The 19,110-nt window shown below is 67.5% G+C and carries 19 protein-coding genes; 8 read left to right on the top strand and 11 right to left on the bottom strand.

Going from position 1 to position 19,110, the window contains the following annotated elements; genetic code table 11:
- Positions 1-11: 11 nt before the first annotated feature.
- From HWX31_RS17985 to HWX31_RS17970, 4 genes are all read right to left on the bottom strand, one after another.
- Complete coding sequence (locus HWX31_RS17985) at positions 12-668, bottom strand: hypothetical protein (RefSeq protein WP_174959677.1); 657 nt, start codon at positions 666-668, stop codon at positions 12-14.
- A gap of 21 nt (positions 669-689) precedes the next feature.
- Positions 690-1,037 carry a hypothetical protein gene (locus HWX31_RS17980; RefSeq protein WP_174959679.1) on the bottom strand — a complete coding sequence of 116 codons (348 nt, stop codon included), beginning with the start codon at positions 1,035-1,037 and terminating at the stop codon, positions 690-692.
- Positions 1,038-1,103: 66 nt separating this feature from the next.
- A complete protein-coding gene (locus HWX31_RS17975; protein WP_174959681.1) occupies positions 1,104-2,012 on the bottom strand; it encodes a LysR family transcriptional regulator in 909 nt (302 codons plus the stop codon).
- A 69-nt stretch (positions 2,013-2,081) separates the two neighbouring features.
- Positions 2,082-3,050, bottom strand: a complete 969-nt coding sequence (locus HWX31_RS17970) for a LysR family transcriptional regulator (protein ID WP_059610353.1) — start codon at positions 3,048-3,050, stop codon at positions 2,082-2,084.
- Positions 3,051-3,416: 366 nt separating this feature from the next.
- Between HWX31_RS17970 and HWX31_RS17965 the strand changes: the two genes are divergently transcribed.
- The 4 genes from HWX31_RS17965 to HWX31_RS17950 all read left to right on the top strand — a co-directional run bounded on the left by HWX31_RS17965 (position 3,417) and on the right by HWX31_RS17950 (position 7,591).
- Positions 3,417-4,604: an HPP family protein gene (locus HWX31_RS17965; protein WP_174959682.1), complete on the top strand. Its 1,188-nt coding sequence runs from the start codon at positions 3,417-3,419 to the stop codon at positions 4,602-4,604.
- 112 nt (positions 4,605-4,716) lie between these two features.
- On the top strand, positions 4,717-5,130 hold the full coding sequence (locus HWX31_RS17960; RefSeq protein WP_059730414.1) for a MarR family winged helix-turn-helix transcriptional regulator: 414 nt from the start codon (positions 4,717-4,719) through the stop codon (positions 5,128-5,130).
- A 25-nt stretch (positions 5,131-5,155) separates the two neighbouring features.
- Positions 5,156-6,928 (top strand): chloride channel protein, encoded by a 1,773-nt coding sequence (locus HWX31_RS17955; protein ID WP_174959684.1) that lies wholly within the window; start codon positions 5,156-5,158, stop codon positions 6,926-6,928.
- A gap of 318 nt (positions 6,929-7,246) precedes the next feature.
- Positions 7,247-7,591 (top strand): hypothetical protein, encoded by a 345-nt coding sequence (locus tag HWX31_RS17950; protein ID WP_029226202.1) that lies wholly within the window; start codon positions 7,247-7,249, stop codon positions 7,589-7,591.
- Between the two features lie 108 nt (positions 7,592-7,699).
- Here HWX31_RS17950 and ppnP read toward each other — a convergent pair whose 3' ends face one another.
- On the bottom strand, positions 7,700-8,020 hold the full coding sequence (gene ppnP, locus HWX31_RS17945; RefSeq protein WP_010089719.1) for a pyrimidine/purine nucleoside phosphorylase: 321 nt from the start codon (positions 8,018-8,020) through the stop codon (positions 7,700-7,702).
- 177 nt (positions 8,021-8,197) lie between these two features.
- Positions 8,198-9,100, bottom strand: coding sequence for a LysR substrate-binding domain-containing protein (locus HWX31_RS17940; protein ID WP_010089720.1), 903 nt, complete (start codon positions 9,098-9,100; stop codon positions 8,198-8,200).
- 171 nt (positions 9,101-9,271) lie between these two features.
- Between HWX31_RS17940 and HWX31_RS17935 the strand changes: the two genes are divergently transcribed.
- From HWX31_RS17935 to HWX31_RS17925, 3 genes are all read left to right on the top strand, one after another.
- Complete coding sequence (locus tag HWX31_RS17935; protein ID WP_174959686.1) at positions 9,272-10,453, top strand: M20 aminoacylase family protein; 1,182 nt, start codon at positions 9,272-9,274, stop codon at positions 10,451-10,453.
- Between the two features lie 41 nt (positions 10,454-10,494).
- Positions 10,495-11,808 (top strand): MFS transporter, encoded by a 1,314-nt coding sequence (locus tag HWX31_RS17930; RefSeq protein WP_174959688.1) that lies wholly within the window; start codon positions 10,495-10,497, stop codon positions 11,806-11,808.
- A 681-nt stretch (positions 11,809-12,489) separates the two neighbouring features.
- Positions 12,490-13,869: an MFS transporter gene (locus HWX31_RS17925; protein WP_174959690.1), complete on the top strand. Its 1,380-nt coding sequence runs from the start codon at positions 12,490-12,492 to the stop codon at positions 13,867-13,869.
- A gap of 65 nt (positions 13,870-13,934) precedes the next feature.
- Here the strand turns inward: HWX31_RS17925 and HWX31_RS17920 are convergent, their stop codons facing one another.
- Both HWX31_RS17920 and HWX31_RS17915 read right to left on the bottom strand, forming a co-directional pair.
- Positions 13,935-15,011: a porin gene (locus HWX31_RS17920; protein ID WP_415493717.1), complete on the bottom strand. Its 1,077-nt coding sequence runs from the start codon at positions 15,009-15,011 to the stop codon at positions 13,935-13,937.
- Positions 15,012-15,094: 83 nt separating this feature from the next.
- Positions 15,095-15,514 (bottom strand): DoxX family protein, encoded by a 420-nt coding sequence (locus tag HWX31_RS17915; protein ID WP_174959695.1) that lies wholly within the window; start codon positions 15,512-15,514, stop codon positions 15,095-15,097.
- On the opposite strand from HWX31_RS17915, the gene HWX31_RS17910 reads away from it, so the two are divergent.
- The gene (locus HWX31_RS17910) at positions 15,513-15,671 is read left to right on the top strand and encodes a hypothetical protein (protein ID WP_174959697.1); all 159 of its coding nucleotides are present in this window, start codon (positions 15,513-15,515) and stop codon (positions 15,669-15,671) included. The two genes, HWX31_RS17915 and HWX31_RS17910, sit on opposite strands and share 2 nt — an antisense overlap.
- Before the next feature lie 25 nt (positions 15,672-15,696).
- Here the strand turns inward: HWX31_RS17910 and HWX31_RS17905 are convergent, their stop codons facing one another.
- From HWX31_RS17905 to HWX31_RS17895, 3 genes are read right to left on the bottom strand one after another with little or no spacing between them, the layout of a single operon-like run.
- Positions 15,697-16,974, bottom strand: coding sequence for a c-type cytochrome (locus HWX31_RS17905; protein WP_174959699.1), 1,278 nt, complete (start codon positions 16,972-16,974; stop codon positions 15,697-15,699).
- 2 nt (positions 16,975-16,976) lie between these two features.
- Entirely contained in the window at positions 16,977-18,590 is a 1,614-nt protein-coding gene (locus HWX31_RS17900; RefSeq protein ID WP_174959702.1) for a GMC family oxidoreductase, read from the bottom strand.
- The gene (locus HWX31_RS17895; RefSeq protein ID WP_174959704.1) at positions 18,590-19,093 is read right to left on the bottom strand and encodes a sugar dehydrogenase complex small subunit; all 504 of its coding nucleotides are present in this window, start codon (positions 19,091-19,093) and stop codon (positions 18,590-18,592) included. The genes HWX31_RS17900 and HWX31_RS17895 overlap by 1 nt, the downstream gene beginning before the upstream one ends.
- Between the last annotated feature and the right edge of the window lie 17 nt (positions 19,094-19,110).

Raw genomic sequence — 19,110 nt, 5'->3', positions numbered from 1 at the left:
CCCGCGGGTCGTCAAACGTCCGAATGAACGACGACGTCGAACTTCGCGCCGAGCATCGTCGCGATTTCCTCGAGCACGGGCGCCCATGCGCGCATCGGCTCGAGGCTGTCGCGGCAGTCCGGACCGAGCGCGAAGAACGCGCGCTTCATGTAGGGATCGTTGACCTCGGGGGGCTGGTTGCGCGGCTTCACGTCGAACCACAGCAGCCCCTGGCATGAGCCGGTGCCGGGCTTTCGAATCGAATCGATCGCGAAGATTCCGAGGGTGGTGATCGCGCCGTGGCGAAACCGGAAGCTGTCGCCGCCGCAACGCAATCCGGACCATGCGCGATCGGGCGAGCGAAACACGACGAGCGCGTCGTCATCGCCCGTCGCCGTCGCGGTCGAGCCGTCGGTTCCCGCGTCGACGTGCACGTATTGTTCGATCACGTGCCGGAGTTCATCGAACAGATGACGGGCGTCGCCTGGTACAGCCAGTCTTTTGAACTGCGCCGCGTCGCGATCGACGAGGGGTTCGGCCGACGCGTCGCGTTTCGCGAGCCTCAACAGGATGGCGGTCTGCGCGACCAGCACGGCGACCGCCGTCGCGCCGCCGGCCAGCAAGCCGTAGCGCGGCACCACCAGCCACGCCGCGATCGCGGCGGGAATCAGGTAAAGCAACCAGATCAATCCGTGCCCTCGTTTTTGGTCTTATTTCGACGACGCATCGTTCGCCGGTTTGTCGACGACGGCGTCGACGATATCCCCGATCCAGTCCAGATCATGGTTTTCCCGGCGCGCGTTCTTCATGTCCATCTGCGCGCCTATCAAGTCGAAACCCTCGCGCGCGTCGTCACGCCGTTGCGGCACGACGACGCCCTTCGCCATCTGCCGCCGTGCGAGATCCGCCGCCGCCTTTTGATGCCGGGTCAGCTTCTTCTTGCCGGCTCGTCGTGGCTTCGGCGTCGCCGGCGGCGCATCGCCTTGTCGCGGTGTCGCGGCCGCCGCGATCTCCCGCTTCAAGCGGGCACAGAAATTCCGGATGGCGTCGATCAGCATCGTCTGATTCCGTCTTCGGTGGTTCGAAATGCTTCGGACCGAAGTGTGCCATGCAACCACGCTGCGTCACACCATCCCGTCTTCCGCACTCTCCGCGAGAAACGCGTCGACCATCGCGTTGAAGCGCGGCAACGCGGGGTTGTCGTTGTCCGTGCGCCACGCGAGATACAGCTCGGCCGCGACGTCGACGTTCGCGAGCGGCCGGAACACGACGCCGCCGACGTGCAGCGCGCGCGCCGACGCCGGCACCAGCGCCGCGCCGAGCCCCGCGCGCACGAGCCCGAGCATCGTGTGCGTCTGTCCGACGTAGTGCAGATAGTTCGGCAGCCGCCCGGCGCTCGCGAACATGCCCGAGATCACGTCGTGGAAGTACTTGCCCTCGTTCGGCGAATACGCGATGAACGGCTGCCGGTCGAGATCGTCGGGGCCGATCGATTCGCGCGCGGCGAGCGCCGAGCCTTCCGCGACCGCGACCAGCAGCGGCTCGCGCAGCGCCAGCCGGTACTCGAGCGGCTGCCGGGCCGCGCGCTGCCGCACGAAGCCCGCATCGAGCATCCGCGACACGAGCGCGTCGATCTGCACCGTCGACACCATCTCGCGCAACTCGACGTCGACATCCGGCAGCGCATGCGCGGCGTGCGCGAGCAGCATCGGGATCATCCGGTACGCGCTGACCGCGGTGAACCCGAGCGTGATGCGCCCCGCGTCGCCGCGCGCGACGCGCTGCGCGGCCTGCTCGGCCCGCGCGGAAAACTCGAGGATGTGCCGCGCGTCGCGCAGGAAGCGCTCGCCGGCGGCGGTCAGGCTCACCTGCCGGCTGCTGCGCTCGAGCAGCGCGATGCCGAGCGCGTGCTCGAGCAGCTGGATCTGCCGGCTGAGCGGCGGCTGCGTCATGAACAGCCGCTTCGCCGCGCGACCGAAATGCAGTTCCTCGGCGACCGCGACGAAGCAGCGGAGCTGGTGCAATTCAATCATTCAGATGCCGGATCGATCGATTGGCTCGTGATGCGCGGGCATCGCCGCACCGCGCCGACGGCGCCACGCTCACGCGCGCTTGAGGCCGTCCGGCGCGTGCTCGACGGTCAGCCGGTCCAGCTCGCGCAGGTCTTCTTCCAGCGCGGGCGTGAGCGTCGTGCGCAGGTGTTCGAGGAAGGTGCGGATCTTCGCGTCGAGATAGCGGCGCGTCGCGTACACCGCGTAGACGCTCAGCGTCTGCAGCCGGTATTCCGGCAGCACGCGGATCAGCCGCCCCTGGCGGATATCGTCGAGCACCGTATACAGCGCGACGCACGCGATCCCGCGCCCGGCGCGCACGGCGACGCACAGCGCGTCCGGCACGTTGACCTGGAACGGCGCGGGCGGCAGCTCGAACACCTGCTCGTCGCCGTCCTTGTGCTCGAGCCGCCATTCGCTGGCCGGCGACGCCGGCGTGTCGAGCCGCAGGCAGATGTGCTTCGGCAGGTCTTCCGGCGTTTGCGGCGTGCCGTGCCGCGCGAGGTATTCGCGCGACGCGACGAGCACGCTGCAGCTCGTGCCGCAGGTCTGCGCGACATAACCCGAATCCGGCAGCTGCGACGCGGTGACGATCGACACGTCGTAGCCTTCCTCGACCAGGTTCGGCATCCGCTGCGCGAGCGTCAGCTCGACCGACACGTCCGGGTTGTCCTCCTGGTAGCGGACGATCGACGACACGACGTGGCTCTGCCCGAGCCCCGTCATCGCGTGGATGCGCATCTTGCCGGTCGGCCGCAGCAGCGCGTTGCGCGCCTCCGCGTTCGCATAGTCGATTTCCTCGAGGATCGATTTCGCGCGCTCGAAATAGCGCTGGCCGCTCTCGGTGAGGCCGAGGTGGCGCGTCGTGCGATGCAGGAGGCGCGTCTGCACGTGCGCCTCGAGGTTCGAGACGGCGCGCGACACCTGCGCGGTGGTCGCGTCGATCTCCTTCGCGACCGCGGTGAAACTGCCGGCTTCGACGACGCGCACGAACAGGCGCATGTTTTCGAGCATGTCCATTGAATTGGCTTGGGGGAAAGTAAGTGGGAAGGCGTCGGCCGCGCTCGCGTCAGGTGGGGAACGGAACACGGACGGGAACCACGGCGACGCGATTCCCCATGCCGGAGAAGAGGCGGGAGAGCGGGCATCGCATGCGTGGTCGGGACGTTCGGGGGGGAATTGGTGGCCCGAATTGTACGCCGCTGCGGACGAACGTGCGCTGCAGCGCCCGAAGTTTTCATCCGGCGAAAGCTTCCCGAAAGCCACGCCGGTCGCGTGCCTGCAACACCGTGATGCGGCGCGGCAATTTATATCACAACGCGATATAATGCCGCACCCCCGCACCCCGAAACGCGCGCACCGTCCGCTTCTTTCTTCACAGGTTCCATGTCGTCCGGCTCCTCCACGTCCCGTCGCACGCTGCGGCAATGGCTGCACAGCTTCACCCCTCTTCCGATGACCCTCGGCTGGCGCGAGCGCCTGCGCTCGTGCGCCGGCGCGCTGGTCGGCATCGCGACGGTCGGCTTCACGATGAAGGTCGTGCCCGGCGTGCCCGGGCTCGTGCCGCTGCTGGTCGCGCCGATGGGCGCGTCGGCGGTGCTGCTGTTCGCGGTGCCCGCGAGCCCGCTCGCGCAGCCGTGGTCGATCATCGGCGGCAACCTGGTCGCGGCGACGGTCGGCGTCGCGTGCGCGCAGTGGATCGCCGATCCGATCACGGCCGCCGCGGTGGCGGTCGCGTGCGCGATCGGCGGGATGTTCGCGCTGCGCTGCGTGCACCCGCCGTCGGGCGCGGTCGCGCTGACGGCCGTGCTCGGCGGGTCGGCGATCCACCGGCTCGGCTTCGGCTTCGTGCTCGAGCCGATCGCGCTGCAATCGGCGATCCTGCTGTCGGCGGCGCTCGTCTACCACGCGCTGACGGGCCACCGCTATCCGCACGGCGCCGTGCGGCCCGATGCGAAGCCGCAGGCGGGCGGCGTGCCGGCGCGCGCACGCGGTGGCCGAGGTGGCTTTACGCGCGAGGATCTCGACGCGGTGCTCAAGCGCCGCGGCGAATGGCTCGACGTCGATCCGAACGACCTCGAGGCGCTGCTGCGCGAAACCGAACTTCAAGCCTACGCGCGCACGTTCGGCCAGCTCACCTGCGCCGACCTGATGACGAAGGATGCGATCAGCATCGCGCCGTCGACGTCGGTGACGGCCGCGCTCACGCTGCTCGACCGCCATCGCGTGAAGGCGCTGCCCGTCGTCGATGCGGACCGCCGACTGGTCGGCATCGTCACCCGCGCCGACCTGACGCGCTACCTGCGCCGCCCGACCGCGCTGTGGCAGCGCCTGTCCGCGCGCCTGCCGGAATCGTTCGGCGGCCAGCCGGCGAGCGTCGACACGGTGATGAGCCGCGACGTCGCGTCGGTGCCGCAGACGCTGCCGCTCACGGCGCTCGTGCCGCTGTTCACGCACTCGGGCCACCACCACATTCCGGTCGTCGACGCATCGCGCCGGCTCGCCGGCATCATTACCCAGACCGACCTCGTCACGGGCCTGTACCAGCAGACGCAGATGCTCGAAGCCGCATAACCCGGCGACGCCGCAGCGCGGCACGTTTCGCACTGCCGCTGCTGGCACAATTCGCACGTTTATATCATATTGTGATATATATTCGCGCTACCGTTTTTCCTTCTCCATCACGATGACCGACACCCGACGCGCGCTGCACAAATCCGATTTCGAGCAGCTCTCCGAATTCCGCTACCAGATGCGCCGCTTCGAGCGCTTCTCCGAGCGCGCCGCGCAAAGCGAAGGCGTGACGCCGCTGCAATACCTGCTGCTGCTGCACATCAAGGGCTATCCGCAGCGCGAATGGGCGACCGTCGGCGAGCTCGCGGAACGCCTGCAGGCGCAGCATCACGGCGTCGTCGCGCTCGTGTCGCGCTGCGAAGCGCTCGGGCTCGTGAAGCGCAAGCCGAGCGACACCGACCGCCGCCAGGTCGAGGTCCATCTCGAAGCCGCCGGCGAAACCCTGCTCGCGCGCCTCGCGGCGATGCACCGCACCGAGCTGAAATCGCTCAAGGGCGCATTCCAGGTTCCCCAACTCGATTACTGACTTACTGACTTCGACGCCCGACACGATGAACGCCCCGCACAAACGCGATTTCGCGACCAACGACCGCCTGCCCAGGATAGCGCTGCTCGCCGCCGTGATCGGCGTGCTCAGCACGCTCGCGGCGTTCGTGCTGTTGAGCCTGATCCACCTGTTCACGAACCTGTTCTTCTTCCAGCGGTTCTCGTTCGCCGACCATTCGCCGGCCGGCAACACGCTCGGCGCGTGGGTGATCGCGGTGCCGGTGATCGGCGGGCTGATCGTCGGGATGATGGCGCGCTTCGGTTCGGAAAAGATCCGCGGCCACGGCATCCCCGAGGCGATCGAGGCGATCCTGTTCGGCAAGAGCCGCATGTCGCCGAAGGTCGCGGTGCTCAAGCCGCTGTCGTCCGGCGTCGTGATCGGCAGCGGCGGCCCGTTCGGCGCCGAGGGGCCGATCATCATGACGGGCGGCGCGCTCGGCTCGCTGATCGCGCAGTGCGTGAAGGTCACCGCCGCGGAGCGCAAGACGCTGCTCGTCGCAGGCGCGGCGGCCGGCATGACCGCCGTGTTCGGCACGCCGGTCGCCGCGGTGCTGCTCGCGGTCGAGCTGCTGCTGTTCGAATGGCGCCCGCGCAGCTTCCTGCCGGTCGCGCTCGCGTGCGCGGTCGCCGGCTTCGCGCGCGCGGTGTTGTTCGGCGTCGAGCCGCTGTTTCCGCTGACGACCGCCGCGCCGTCGCCGGTCGCGCTGCTGTCGTGCGTGGTCGCGGGCCTGCTGTCCGGGATGCTCGCGTGCGGGCTGTCGGCCGCGCTCTACCGCGTCGAGGACGCGTTCGCGAAGCTGCCCGTGCACTGGATGTGGTGGCCCGCGCTCGGCGCGATCGTGACCGGCGTCGGCGGCTGGCTGCAGCCGCGCGCGCTCGGCGTCGGCTACGACGTGATCGGCGACCTGCTGCATCAGCACATCGCGCTGCAGGTCGCGCTCGCGCTGCTGGTCGTCAAGGCGGTGATGTGGGTGATCGCGCTCGGCTCCGGCACGTCGGGCGGCGTGCTCGCGCCGCTGCTGATGCTCGGCGCGGGGCTCGGCGCCGTGCTCGCGCCGATGCTGCCGGGCGGCGACCCGGCGCTGTGGCCGCTCGTCTGCATGGCCGCGACGCTCGGCGCCACGCTCGGCGCGCCGCTGACGGCGATCGTGTTCGCGTTCGGCCTCACGCACGACGCCAACGCGCTGCTGCCGCTGCTCGCGGCGACGCTCGTCGCGCACGGCTTCGCGACCGTGGTAATGAAGCGTTCGATCATGACCGAGAAGATCGCGCGCCGCGGCTATCACATCTATCGCGAATACGGCGTCGATCCGCTCGAGCGGCACGACGTCGCCGAAGTGATGACGCGCGCCGATGCGATCGTCGCGATCGATGCTGCGACGCCGCTCGCGGAGGTCGATGCAACGTTCTTCGGTACGCGGCAGACGCACCGCGCGTATCCGGTCGTGCAGGACGGCCGCCTGCTCGGCGTCGTCGATCGCGCGCTGCTCGACGCGCAGCGCGCGAGCCGCGCGCCCGGCACGCCGATCGCGGACGTGCTGGCCGATCGCGCGCCCGTGGTCGCACTCGCGCATGAAACGTGCCGCCTCGTCGCGACGCGTCTCGCGGTGCACGGCCTCGAGCGGCTGCCGGTCGTCGACGACGCGCAATCGCTGCGCATGACCGGCATCGTGTCGCGCAGCGACCTGATCAAGCCGGCGCTCCAGCACTTCGACGACGAACACAAGCGCGAGCGCTTCCGCCCGATCGTGCCGGCCAACGCGCGCAAGGCCGGTTGAGCCGTTGCATTTGAACTTGCTTGACAGTTCGATCTGCGAAAGTTTGTCATCATGGGCTCCATGCGACGGGGCCTACCACCATCCATCCCACGATAACGAGTCGACGCGCGGCATTCGCACGAATGCCGCACGCGGCGACCCTTCACCCATCCCACGCTCGGGCAGCGAGACGACCACGCGGCGCACCGGATCATCCGTTTGGCAAGCGCGTTAACAACTTGTTGCGGAATTGCTTGAACCCGATCCGCGCGGCGCGATCTCACTTATGCAGTTCTGCTGCGCATCCCACTCAATCAATCACGACCCGAGGGAGATAACGTGAAATACTTACCGCTCATCGCACTGACTATCGCAATTTCCGCTCACGCGGCCGATCCGTCGCCTGCCGTGCAAAACGTGGGACAAAGCCAGAAACCCGCTCAGGAAGTCTCGGCGTGCATCGCGAAGACCTGGGCAGACAAATCCCAGCAACAGGTCGTCTCGCAGTACGTGCTCGCGAACGGCCTCGCGACCGACGTCTACGCGCCGGGCCAGCAGCCGCCGAACGGCGCCGCCGCGCTGGTGCGACCGGCCCAGACCGCAGGCGCGAAGACGTGGGTCGGCTTCCGTGCCGGCAGCGGTGCGGGCGCCGATGCCGCAGGCGACATCAACGCCTGCCTGTAACGCGTCCGGCGAACGGCCTCGCACGGCCCGGCCCGCCAAACGACGAGCCCCGCAATCGCGGGGCTTTTTCGTTGAACGGCCGGCGGCGCGCCATGCGCGCCGACGTCGTCAGAGATAGCTGCAGACGTAGTCGAGCGTTTCGAGCACTTCGATGTCGAAACGGCTCTTGCCCGGCACCGAGAACGACTCGCCCGCGCCGTAGGTCTGCCATGCGTCGCTGCCGTCGAGCTTCACGCGGCACTTGCCGGCCTGCACTTCCATCAATTCGGGCGCGTCCGTGCCGAAGTTGAGCGCGCACGGCAGGATCACGCCGAGCGTCTTGCGCGTGCCGTCCGGAAACAGCACGGTGTGCGATACGCACTTGCCGTCGAAGTAGACATTGGCACGCTTGACGACCGACACGTTGTCGAATTGGGTTGCACTGGTCATGTAACGCCTCTGGTTGCTGAATCTGAAAGTTGGCGATGGATTGGAGATCGGCCGGCTGCGCCGGCCGGCCGCTATGATACCGGCTCGCCGGCCGCGCACGGAAATTGCGCCGTTCATCACGCGGCCCCAATGCTCAGGACAGCTTGCAAAAACGCGTTCGACCCGTGAACGTCCCGATCACCGCAGCCCTTGCCTGCGCGCCGAATCGCGCAGGCAATCGAGCAGCATCGATGCGGCCGGCGTGAGCGGGCTGTCGCGGCGCGTCACCACCTGCACCGACACGGCAGGCAGCCGGTCGCGGATCGGCAGCACCACGAGCCGGTCGCGCGCCCAGTCGGCATCGAGCAGTTGCTCCGGCATCGACGCGAGCAGGTCGGAGCCCGTCATCAGGCTGTGCGCGAGCCCGAAGCTCGGGCACTCGACGATGCGCGACGGCACCGGCAAGCCGTGCGCGACGAAGCAGTTGAACAGCGCCTGCGTGGAGCTTTCCGGCGACGGGTTCATCAGCCAGTCGGCGTCGACGAGCTCGGCGAGCGACGTCGCCGACGCGAGCGGATGCCCGTTGCGCGCGACGATCAGCGAGCGGCTCGCATACAGCTCCGCGTGATCGAACTCCGCCGCCAGCAGCTCGGGCACGACCACCGCCACCGCAAAATCGAGCGAGCCGTCGTGCAGGCGCGGCAGCGCGACGCCCGGGAAACCTTCGATGAAACTCACGCGCGCGACCGGAAAACGCCGCCGGAACGCGCGGAACGCGTCGGGCAGGATCGTCACCGCCGCGGCCGGCGTGATGGCCGCCGCCACCGAGCCCGTCGTCGCGCCCTGCGCCTGCTCGATGTCGTCGCGCGCCCGCTGCATCTCGGCGACGATCAGCCGCGCACGCACCTGGAGCTGCTGGCCGAAGCCGGTCAACTGCACGCCGCGCGCGGTGCGCACCACGAGCGACACGCCGAGCGCATGCTCCAGCTCCTTGACCGCCTTGGTCAGCGCGGCCGGCGACACGTTGAGGCGGCGCGCCGCCGCGCGGATGCTGCCCTCGTCCGCGACGGTGACGAACGCTTTCAACTGGTGATATTTCATGGTGATGCGTGATCCGTGGAAACCCGGACACCGGGCCCGGCACCCGATCTCAGGGTGTTCCCTAGCGGCAACCTGCGGTGAGCACCGAAGCAATTTATCAGCTTCTGGTAAGCGACAGAAATTTATATGCTTCGACGTCATATGTACGTCAAACGCCCCTTCGGAGACACCATGCAGCCTGCGAACCCCGTCATCCCCGGCATCGCCGCGATCGCGCCCGACCTGATCGACGTGCGCCGCCGCATCCACGCCCATCCCGAGCTGGCGTTCGAGGAAACGCTGACGAGCGATCTCGTCGCCGAGCTGCTCGCCGGCTGGGGCTACGAGGTTCATCGCGGCCTCGGCAAGACGGGCGTCGTCGGCGTGCTGCGCGAAGGGCAAGGCACGCGCACGATCGGCCTGCGCGCCGACATGGACGCGCTGCCGATCGCCGAGACGACGGGCCTGCCGTACGCGAGCCGCCACGCGAACAAGATGCATGCGTGCGGCCACGACGGCCACACCGCGATGCTGCTGTGCGCGGCGCGGCACCTCGCGGCGACGCGCCGGTTTTCCGGCACGCTGAACCTGATCTTCCAGCCGGCCGAGGAGAACTTCGGCGGCGCGCAGGCGATGATGGACGACGGCCTGTTCGACCGCTTCCCGTGCGACGCGATCTTCGCGATCCACAACATGCCGGGCCGCCCTGCAGGCGACATGGCGTTCCGCACGGGCGCGGCGATGGCGTCCGCCGACCGCGTGACGATCACGCTGCGCGGCGTCGGCGGCCACGGCGCGATGCCGCACTTCGCGCGCGACCCGATGTCGGCGGCGGGCAGCATCATGGTCGCGCTGCAGACGATCGTCGCGCGCGAGATCGACGCGCAGCAGGCGGCCGTGATCACGGTCGGCAGCGTGCAGGCCGGCGAGACGTTCAACGTCATTCCCGAGACGGTCGTGATGAAACTGTCGGTGCGCGCGCTGGACGCGGACGTGCGCGCGCTGCTCGCGCGCCGCATCAACGCACTCGCGAAGGGCCAGGCCGAGAGTTTCGGCGTGACGGCCGAGGTCGACTACAGCTACGGCTACCCGGTGCTCGTCAATCATCCGGAACCGACCGCGTTCGCGACCGACGTCGCGCGCCGGATGCTCGGCGCGGAACGCGTCGACGCCGACACGGCGCCGCTGATGGGCAGCGAGGATTTCGCGTACATGCTCGAAGCGCGCCCCGGCTGCTACGCGTTCATCGGCAACGGCACCGGCAGCAAGGGCGGCTGCATGGTGCACAACCCCGGCTACGACTTCAACGACGACATCCTCGCGATCGGCGCGAGCTACTGGGTCCACCTGGCCGAAGCCTGGCTCGCGGCCTGACTGCCCTTCATCACGCGCTCTCGCTCACATCGGGGAATTGCATGGAAACGTCCGCTCTTTCTCTCGCCGGCGCGCCGGCCGACGCGCGCGCCGCCGCGCAAAAGCGCCGCCTGATCGCCGCCGCCGCGGTCGGCAATGCGCTCGAGTTCTACGACTTCACCGTCTACAGCTTCTTCGCGATCCTGATCGGCAAGCTGTTCTTTCCGGTGCAATCGTCGTTCGGCCAGCTGATGCTCGCGGTGGCGAGCTTCGGCGTCGGCTTCGTCACGCGCCCGCTCGGCGGCCTCGTGATCGGCATGTACGCGGATCGCGTCGGCCGCAAGAAGGCGATGATCGCGACGCTGCTGCTGATGGCGCTCGGCACCGCGACGATCGCGGTCGCGCCGACCTACGCGCAGATCGGCATCGCCGCGCCCTTGCTGCTCGTGGCCGCACGCCTGCTGCAGGGTTTCGCGTCGGGCGGCGAGGTCGGCGCGTCGACGACGCTGCTGCTCGAACAGGCGCCGCAGCACCGCCGCGGGTTCTACGCGTCGTTCCAGTTCTCGAGCCAGGGCCTCGCCGCGCTCGCGGGTGCGCTGACCGGCGTCGCGCTGACGTCGATGCTCTCCGCCGCGCAGCTCGAAAGCTGGGGCTGGCGCGTGCCGTTCGTGATCGGCACGCTGTTCGTGCCGATCGGCTACTGGCTGCGCCGCACCGTCGAGGAAGTGCCGGCAGCGGCGAGCGCGCCGAAGGAAAAAATCGCGTCGCTGCCGCTCGCGGACGTGCTGCGCCATCACGGCAAGGCCGTGTTCGCGGGGCTCGGCGTGACGATCGGCGGCACGTCGATCCACTACATCATCGTGTTCTACATGGCGATCTACGGCGTACGGGTGCTGCACCTGCCGAGCTGGCTGTCGATGACGGCCGGCTGCGTCGCGGGCGCGATCATGATGGTCGTGACGCCGCTCGGCGGCTATCTGTCGGACGTGTTCGGGCGCAACCGGATCACCTGGTGGACCCGCATCGCGTTGATGCTCGCGATCTATCCCGCGTTCGTCGCGCTGAACCGCTGGCCGGGCGCCGCATCGCTGCTGTCGATCATCGCGGCGCTGTCCGTCGTGCATTCGATCAACGTCGGCGCGACCGCCGCGATGCTCGGCGAACTGTTCCCGCGCGCGGTGCGGGCGACCGGCGGCGCGCTCGTGTACAGCGTCGGCGTCGCGATCTTCGGCGGCTTCGCGCAGTTCTTCGCCACGTGGCTGATCGCGGCGACCGGCGATCCGAACGCGCCTGCGTGGTATGCGATCGGCTGCGGGGTGCTGACGCTGCTCGCACTGCGGTGCATGGATGAGAAGGCCGGGAAGTCGCTTGATTGATTGTCGTGTAGAAATCAAGCATCCCGCCTGCATACAAACTCTCTACCCAACGGCGCTCTGATCGGGGAGCATGGGTGTCCACCTGTTTTTGAGATGGGCGCCTATGCGACGCGCTTCATCAACCAGATTCCCCCCTCCCTCTGCTGAAGCGCGCGTCGCCCAAGTCCAGCCCCCGAATTCCTGCTCCCGCCGCTGCTGCACCACCTTCGCACCGCTTCGACCCAAATCACAAAAATAAATGCGACCTGGCGTTATGCCGGCGTCACGGCCGAAGGTACGAAATGCGACGCGCACTTGCATCCTGCCGACAGGAAATGGAACGTTCGCGCCCGGGGGTCGTTTACGGCCAATTTCCGCGCGCATGACGAATGATGCGGCTTCGATCCCATCCATAGACTCGACGTAATGCCGCGCGGCCGGTCTCGATCATCGCCTGCGACATGCGCAGCACTACCGCGCCCCCGTGCCTGCTGGTGTCCCGCGCCGGGGCGGCGCGCGTCTGCATCAATTCGCTTTTCCATCTGCCGTTACAACGCGCAATTTCAGGAGGTGTCAATTGAGACATTGGCAGCACAACGTCGCGACAAAGCGGCCTGCGAACCCGCACGTTTCCGTGGCCGACGTCACGATCAACCGAAACTGCACTCGACGACCTATCGTCGCGGCGAAAAGGAGATCCACATGACCTCGTTAGAAAACGAAGCTGCCGTTTCCGCCGTAGCGATTGGCGATAAGAAATCCTCATCGTTCAAACGTCGCTTCATGCTTCGAATGATCCTCGTTCTTACCGGCGGTACGTTTCTGGACGGTTACATCCTCGGAATCGTCGGCCCGGTGTCCGGCAAGATGACCGCCGAGCTCGGCATATCGCCGGTCTGGGAAGGCCTGATCGCGGCCGGCGCGCTGTTCGGAATCCTGGTCGGCTCGCCGTTGGGCGGATGGGCTGGCGACAAGTTCGGCCGCAAACCGCTGTTCATGCTCGACATGGGGCTGTTCGTGATCGCATCGGCCATGCAGTTCTTCGTCGGCTCCATGCAGCTCTTCATCACGGCACCGCTGCAACTGTTCGTGGTACGGCTGCTGATGGGCATCGCGATCGGCGCGGAATACTCCGTCGGTTGGCCGCTGCTGTCGGAATTCTCTCCATCCCGGATCCGTGGGCGGCTGATGGGCCTTACCCTCATCGCGTGGTATGCGGGCTTCATGGTCGCCTTCGTCGTGGGCTACCTGCTGGATCGGTATACGGACCTCGGCTGGCGGAACATCCTCGGCACCAGCACCTTCCTCGCGGTGGCGTTGTTCCTCGGCCGGCTTGGCATGCCTGAATCGCCTCGCTGGCTGTGGAGCAAACGCCGCACCGATCAGGCGCGCGCCATCGCGCATCAGTATATGGAAAGCGCCTCCGACATGGCCGACGTGGAGCAGGAAGGCGCCCATTCGGGCGCCGGCTTCGCGATGCTGTTCTCCCGTCAGTACTGGCGAGCCACGCTGTTCGTGTCACTGTTCTTTTTCTGTGTCGTCACGCCGTACTTCGCGATCGCCACGTTCGCCGATAGTGTGCTGCAGAAATTCGGTCTCGGCGGCGGCCTCGCCGGAGGCGTCGGACTGTCCGCCGTTGCTTTGGCCGGAAGTGTGGCCACGGTCCTGCTGATCGACAAGGCCGGCCGCCGTGTGCTGACGGTGCCGCCGCAGTGGATCATCACCGTGATCCTCGCGATTCTGGGCATATGGGCGGATGCGCCCGGAATGGTCGTGCTGGGCCTGTTCCTCGCGTTCTCGTTCTTCAACGCAGGCTGCGGCACGCTGACCTGCATCTACCCGGGCGAGGTATTTCCGACCGAGATCCGCGGGATCGGGACGGGTTTCGCCGCCGCCTTCAGCCGGATCGGGGCCGGCCTCGGTACGTTCCTGATGCCGTGGTCCATGGTCAATCTCGGCCCCTCGGTGACCATACTGATAGCCGCAGGCATCGCCGCTGTCGGTGCCGGCGTGTCGCAATGGCTCGCCCCCGAAACCAAGGGCAAGCGCCTCAGCGAAACGGCCTCCGGGTTTTCGCACTAGTTCTTTCGCATGCAACGGGAACGACACCCTGCATCAGACGGGCGTCGTTCGTCGGATTGTGCCGCTCAGAACGTATGCATCATCCCGACATACGCGCCCGTCTGCGACTCGCCCGCCATCGGGCTCGTGTTCGGCGTCGCGTCGCGCGGCGTCGCCAGCAGCGAGAAGTTCGAATTGCCGCCGTTGCGCACATAGGCGACGGTGCCGTACAGGAACGTGCGCTTCGACAGGTTGTACGTCGTGCCGAGCACGTACATCATCGCGTGGCCCGACGGATCGTGCGACGCATCGCTATTGCCGTCGCCGACCTTCACGTAGTAGCCGCCGCCCGTCACCGCCCATTGCGGATTCGCGGTCCAGGTCGCGCCGAGCCAGTAGTGATCGGCGCGATCGGGGACGCCCGCGGGGCTGTCCGGCGCCTGGTAATGCGTATACGCGCCCTGGATCTTGAACTGCGACACCTTCACGTTCGCGCCGACGAAATATTCGCGCGAGCTCGAGAAGATGTTGCTGAACTTGCCGTTGCTGTCGCGCAGTTCGTCATACATCCCGCGCACGTCGAGCAGCGGCGAGTGGTACGAGATCATGATCCCGTCGGAGCGGCCGAAGTCGCCCGGCGCACCGTAGTTGAAGCCGCGCGACTGGTTGCCGAACGCGTACTGCGCCTGCACGTCGAAACCGCCGATCACCGGGCTGTGATATTCGATGTTGTTGCTGGTCTGCTGCCAGTTGCGGCCGCGCACGAGCGATGCCGACGAAAACGCCTGCTGGACGAACGGATCGAATTCCCACACGCCGTCGCTGTCGATGAACAGGTTGCGGCCGGCCTGCAGCTGGCCCCACGTATTGCTCTTCAGGCCGACGTACGCGCGCCGCGACCACATCCGCCCGCCGCCCGTCGTGCCGTTCATCACCTGGAATGCGGTCTCCAGGTTGAAGACCGTCGACAGCCCGCCGCCGAGATCCTCGACGCCCTTCAGGCCGAACATGCTGGTGCCCCAGTCGCCGCCCTCGGCGCTGAAGCGCGACTTGCTGCCGTTCGGCGTCGCGATGTGGTTCAGGTATTCGACGCCGCCGTCGACGCGGCCGTACAGCGTCACGCTCGTCTGCGCGCTCACGGCGGCGGGCACGGCCGCCGCCATCAGCAATGCGATGTGTTTGAATTGCAAGATATTGCCCCCTCGGAATCTCGACCCGACGACGCGCGCCCCATGCGCGCACCCGGTCAGCCGCGATCGATCGAAAAACGCCCGGGGCCGGCCGCGCAAAGCGCGAGCAAACCGCCGGTGATCGCGATGTTCTTGTAGAAATGAATCATGTTGTCCATCTGTTCGCCGCCCGTCATCGTCCAGTAGTGATGGCCGATGAACGCGGTGCCGACCGTATAGAGCGCCAGCAGCAGCGCGAGCGGACGCGTGTAGAAGCCGACGAGCAGCGCGATGCCGACGAGCAGCTCCATCACGACGGCAATCGCCGCCGAGATGATCGGCGCCGGGGCGCCCGCGCTGCCCATGTACGCGATCGTGCCGGAAAAATGCACGAGCTTCGGCCAGCCGAACAGGATGAACAGGATAACGATCAGGATGCGGGCAAGCAACAGCAGCGCATCGCGCTGGGACGCGAGAAAGGATTGTCTCGATGTCATGGTGTCGATCAACGAATTCAACGAATGCGATGCGCGGCGCGCGCATCGGCGTGTCAATGAACCAGGACGGGCGGCGACGCGCACCGCCCGTCCCGATCTGCAACCACCTTGCATCGAGCCGCCGCCCGATGCGCTGCGCGCCCTCCTCTCGAGATAGTGCTGGTGCGGCCGTCGCGCGCCGCTCAGCGCGCCTTCGCGACGTCCTGCTCGGTCACTTTCGCGGCCGGATTGCCGAACTGCCCGGTCAGGTAGTTCGCGAGCGCGGCGATCTGCGCATCCGACAGCTCGTGGCGGAACGCGGGCATCCCGACGTCCTCGCTGCCGGCCTTGCGCTGCACGCCGTCCAGGATCACCTGCACGAGGTTGGTCGGATTCGGCGCGCCCACCGTCGAGTTGTGGAACAGCGACGGATAGTAGCCGTCCGGCGTGCCCTTGCCCTGCATCTGGTGGCAACTCGCGCAGTTGCCGAGATACAGGCGCGCCGGGTCGATGCCCGACGACGCGAGCGCGACGCCGCGCAGGCGCAGGCCGTCCTCGGCGGGCTTGCCCCACGTGTAACGCGGCTGCTTGGCGCCGCTGTCGGCCACCGCCGGCACGGTGCGGATGTACGTCGCGATCGCACCGACGTCCGCGTCGGTCATCTTCGAGAAGCTGTGCTCGACCGCCTCGGCCATCGGGCCGGCCGCCTGCGCGACGCCCGGCACGCTGCCGGTGCGCAGGTACCGGACGAGCTGCTCCTGCGTCCAGCCGCCGATCCCCGCGTTCTGGTCCGACGTGATGTTGTAGCCGTCCCAGCCCGCCAGCACCGAGCCCGACAGGAAGCTGCCGCCCGTCTCGTCGAGCGACTTCTCCTGCATCGCGATGCCGCGCGGCGTGTGGCACGTGCTGCAGTGCGCGAGGCCCTGCACGAGATACGCGCCGCGGTTCCATTCGACGCTCTGCGACGGCTTCGGCTGGTACGCGCCGTCCTTCAGGAACAGCCAGTTCCAGATCTTCAGCGGCCAGCGCATGCTGAGCAGCGCGGGGATCTCGTTCTTCGGCGGCGCCTGCTTGACGGGTTCCACGCCGTGCATGAAGTACGCGTACAGCGCCTTCACGTCGTCGTCGCTGACCTTCGCGTACGACACGTACGGCATCGCCGGATACAGGTTGTCGCCGTTCTTCGACACGCCGCGGCGCACCGCGCGCTCGAAGTCGTCGTAGCTCCAGCTGCCGATGCCGGTGTCCGCGTCGGGCGTGATGTTGCTCGTGTAGATCTTGCCGAGCAGCGGCACCGGCATCCCGAGGCCGCCCGCGAACGGCTTGCCGCCCTTCGTGGTATGGCAGGCCATGCAGTCGCCCGCGACCGCGAGGTATTCGCCGCGCTTGACGAGCGCCGCGTCGGCGGCGTCGGCCGCGCGGGCCAGGCCGGGCAACGCGAGGCAGCCGGCCAGGAGGAAGGAGAGAGATTGTTTCAGCACGGTCAGACTTCCTTCTTCAGCTGGTCGGACATCCGCAGCGCGAGCGCCGCGATCGTCAGCGTCACGTTCACCGTGCCGACGGTCGGCATCGTTGCACTGCTCGAAATGAACAGGTTCGGATGGTCGAACGTGCGGCAGTCCTTGTCGACGACCGAGTCGCGCGCATCCGCGCCCATGATCGTCGCGCCGGTGATGTGGTTGTTCGGCGCGAATTCGTCGTTGAACACGACGTCCGTACCGCCCAGCACCTGCGCGGCGGTCGCGTAGACCTCGCGCGTATGCACGGCGCCGCGCTTCACGTAGTCGTCGATCGCATAGGTGATCTCGGGGCGCGGGATGCCGATCGCGTCGGTGGCCGTCTTGCTCGGCACGATGCGGTTCTCCGGCTGCGGCAGGATCTCGTGGAAGCAGTCGAACTGCACGTAGCGCGCGGAGCGGTCGCGGATCTGCGCATCGAGCTCGTCGTGCTTCAGCAGCTTGCCGGCCTTGAAGATCTTCTGCGTTTCCTGGTCGACCCGCGAAATGTTCGACAGGTGGATCTTCTTCGCCGCCTCGGTCGCGCGGAACGGGCCGTCGCGGAAGCCGATCAGCGACGTCATTTCCTGCGGGCCGCGGCCCGGCCACAGCTTCTCGCTCGCATAGAACGACACGCCCGTGCCCGGGTGGTCCATCAGGTTGCGGCCGACCATGTCGGAGCTGTTCGCGACGCCGTTCGGGAAATCGCGGTTCGCGGACATCAGCAGGATCTTCGGCGTCTCGATGCCGTTCGCCGCGATCACGAAGTATTTGCCTTCGACGCGGTGGTCGGCGCCCGTCTTGTCCTTGTAGATCGCCGCCGTGATGCGCTTGTTCGCGCCGGTTTCCAGCTTGTAGACGACCGCGTTCTCGATCAGCTTCGCGCCGGCCTGCTCGGCCTTCTCGACGTGCACGATGCCGTTGTACATCGCGCCGATCGGGCAGATCGGCATGCAGTTGTTGTTGCCGCAACAGGTCGGCCGGCCGTCGTACGGGCGGCTGTTGCGCGCGACCGGCTCGGTCACCACGTGGAATTTCGGATCGTGGTTGTTGAGCGCGGTCTTGATCGTCTTCTCGTTGTACGACAGCGGCAGCGGCGGCATCGGATACGGCGCCTTGCGCGGCGAGTACAGGTCTTCCTCGGGGCCCGGGCCCCACACGCCGAGCTCTTCCTCGGCGCGCTGGTAGTAGTGCTCGAGATCGTCGTACTGGATCGGCCAGTCGCGGCCGACGCCGTACACGGTCTTCATCTTGAAGTCGTTCGGGATGAAGCGCCACGCGGACGCGGCCCAGTGCCACGTCGTGCCGCCCACCGCGCGGATGTACTGCGAGTTGAACTTGTGCTCGCCCTTCAGGATCAGGTAGTCGTTCGGCGGGCCGTATTCCGGATGCGGCGCCCACGAGCTCGACGGGTACGGCGCCATGAAGTCCATCTTGTCCGCCTGGTTGCGGAAGCGCTCGACGATTTCCCAGCGCGGCATGCGCGGGCCGGCTTCCAGCAGGATCACCGACTTGCCCGCCATCGCGAGCTGGTGCGCGACGATCGCGCCCGCGACGCCCGACCCGACGACCACGACGTCGGCTTGTTGTGTATCGGCCATCAGGCTTGCCTCTCGATCGGTTTGTCGGCCCAGAAGCCGGGTTTGTTGGGGCAATACGAGCGGATCACGAGCGTATCCGACACAACGCCGAACATTAGTGCTTCTTCGTAAGTAATCACGACGTTGTCGACGACGCCGAGATACCACGCTTCGAGAATCGCGAGCGCGAGCTTCTCCTGCTCGGGGCTCAGCGTGCCCGCGGACAGCGCGCCGGCAAGTTGCGGCAGGCTGTCGGCCGTCTTGAACGAGCCCTTCTGCAGCGCCTGCAGCAGGCGCTCGCCGATCACGCGATTCAGGCGTGGCTTGCCGGTCAGCGATTCGGACAGCGTCATGAAGGTGTCGAGCGGCGCGGCGGCCGGGTTGTCGGCCAGCGCCTTCAGCGCGAGCGAGCCGGCGAGGCCCGCGGCAGTCAGCGCGAGCGCGCCCTGCAGCCATTGGCGCCGCGTAAGGCCGGCGGCGGCGTCGCCTGCGCGACGCGAGTGGGGGGTGTTGTCGTTGTGCATGCTTTCTTCTCTCTGAC

This window comes from Burkholderia ubonensis, assembly GCF_902833085.1.
GTDB classification, from domain to species: Bacteria; Pseudomonadota; Gammaproteobacteria; order Burkholderiales; family Burkholderiaceae; genus Burkholderia; species Burkholderia ubonensis.
This window is presented reverse-complemented; position numbering and strand designations above follow the sequence as displayed.

What these genes read in the sequence shown, in the direction of transcription:
- HWX31_RS17970 (WP_059610353.1), bottom strand. Translation starts at nt 3,050, where the DNA reads ATGGACATGCTCGAAAACATGCGCCTGTTCGTGCGCGTCGTCGAAGCC.
- HWX31_RS17935 (WP_174959686.1), top strand. Translation starts at nt 9,272, where the DNA reads ATGCAGCCTGCGAACCCCGTCATCCCCGGCATCGCCGCGATCGCGCCC.
- HWX31_RS17940 (WP_010089720.1), bottom strand. Translation starts at nt 9,100, where the DNA reads ATGAAATATCACCAGTTGAAAGCGTTCGTCACCGTCGCGGACGAGGGC.
- HWX31_RS17975 (WP_174959681.1), bottom strand. Translation starts at nt 2,012, where the DNA reads ATGATTGAATTGCACCAGCTCCGCTGCTTCGTCGCGGTCGCCGAGGAA.
- HWX31_RS17960 (WP_059730414.1), top strand. Translation starts at nt 4,717, where the DNA reads ATGACCGACACCCGACGCGCGCTGCACAAATCCGATTTCGAGCAGCTC.
- HWX31_RS17900 (WP_174959702.1), bottom strand. Translation starts at nt 18,590, where the DNA reads ATGGCCGATACACAACAAGCCGACGTCGTGGTCGTCGGGTCGGGCGTC.
- HWX31_RS17910 (WP_174959697.1), top strand. Translation starts at nt 15,513, where the DNA reads ATGGTGTCGATCAACGAATTCAACGAATGCGATGCGCGGCGCGCGCAT.
- HWX31_RS17925 (WP_174959690.1), top strand. Translation starts at nt 12,490, where the DNA reads ATGACCTCGTTAGAAAACGAAGCTGCCGTTTCCGCCGTAGCGATTGGC.
- HWX31_RS17895 (WP_174959704.1), bottom strand. Translation starts at nt 19,093, where the DNA reads ATGCACAACGACAACACCCCCCACTCGCGTCGCGCAGGCGACGCCGCC.
- ppnP (WP_010089719.1), bottom strand. Translation starts at nt 8,020, where the DNA reads ATGACCAGTGCAACCCAATTCGACAACGTGTCGGTCGTCAAGCGTGCC.
- HWX31_RS17980 (WP_174959679.1), bottom strand. Translation starts at nt 1,037, where the DNA reads ATGCTGATCGACGCCATCCGGAATTTCTGTGCCCGCTTGAAGCGGGAG.
- HWX31_RS17915 (WP_174959695.1), bottom strand. Translation starts at nt 15,514, where the DNA reads ATGACATCGAGACAATCCTTTCTCGCGTCCCAGCGCGATGCGCTGCTG.
- HWX31_RS17965 (WP_174959682.1), top strand. Translation starts at nt 3,417, where the DNA reads ATGTCGTCCGGCTCCTCCACGTCCCGTCGCACGCTGCGGCAATGGCTG.
- HWX31_RS17930 (WP_174959688.1), top strand. Translation starts at nt 10,495, where the DNA reads ATGGAAACGTCCGCTCTTTCTCTCGCCGGCGCGCCGGCCGACGCGCGC.
- HWX31_RS17920 (WP_415493717.1), bottom strand. Translation starts at nt 15,011, where the DNA reads ATGGCGGCGGCCGTGCCCGCCGCCGTGAGCGCGCAGACGAGCGTGACG.
- HWX31_RS17955 (WP_174959684.1), top strand. Translation starts at nt 5,156, where the DNA reads ATGAACGCCCCGCACAAACGCGATTTCGCGACCAACGACCGCCTGCCC.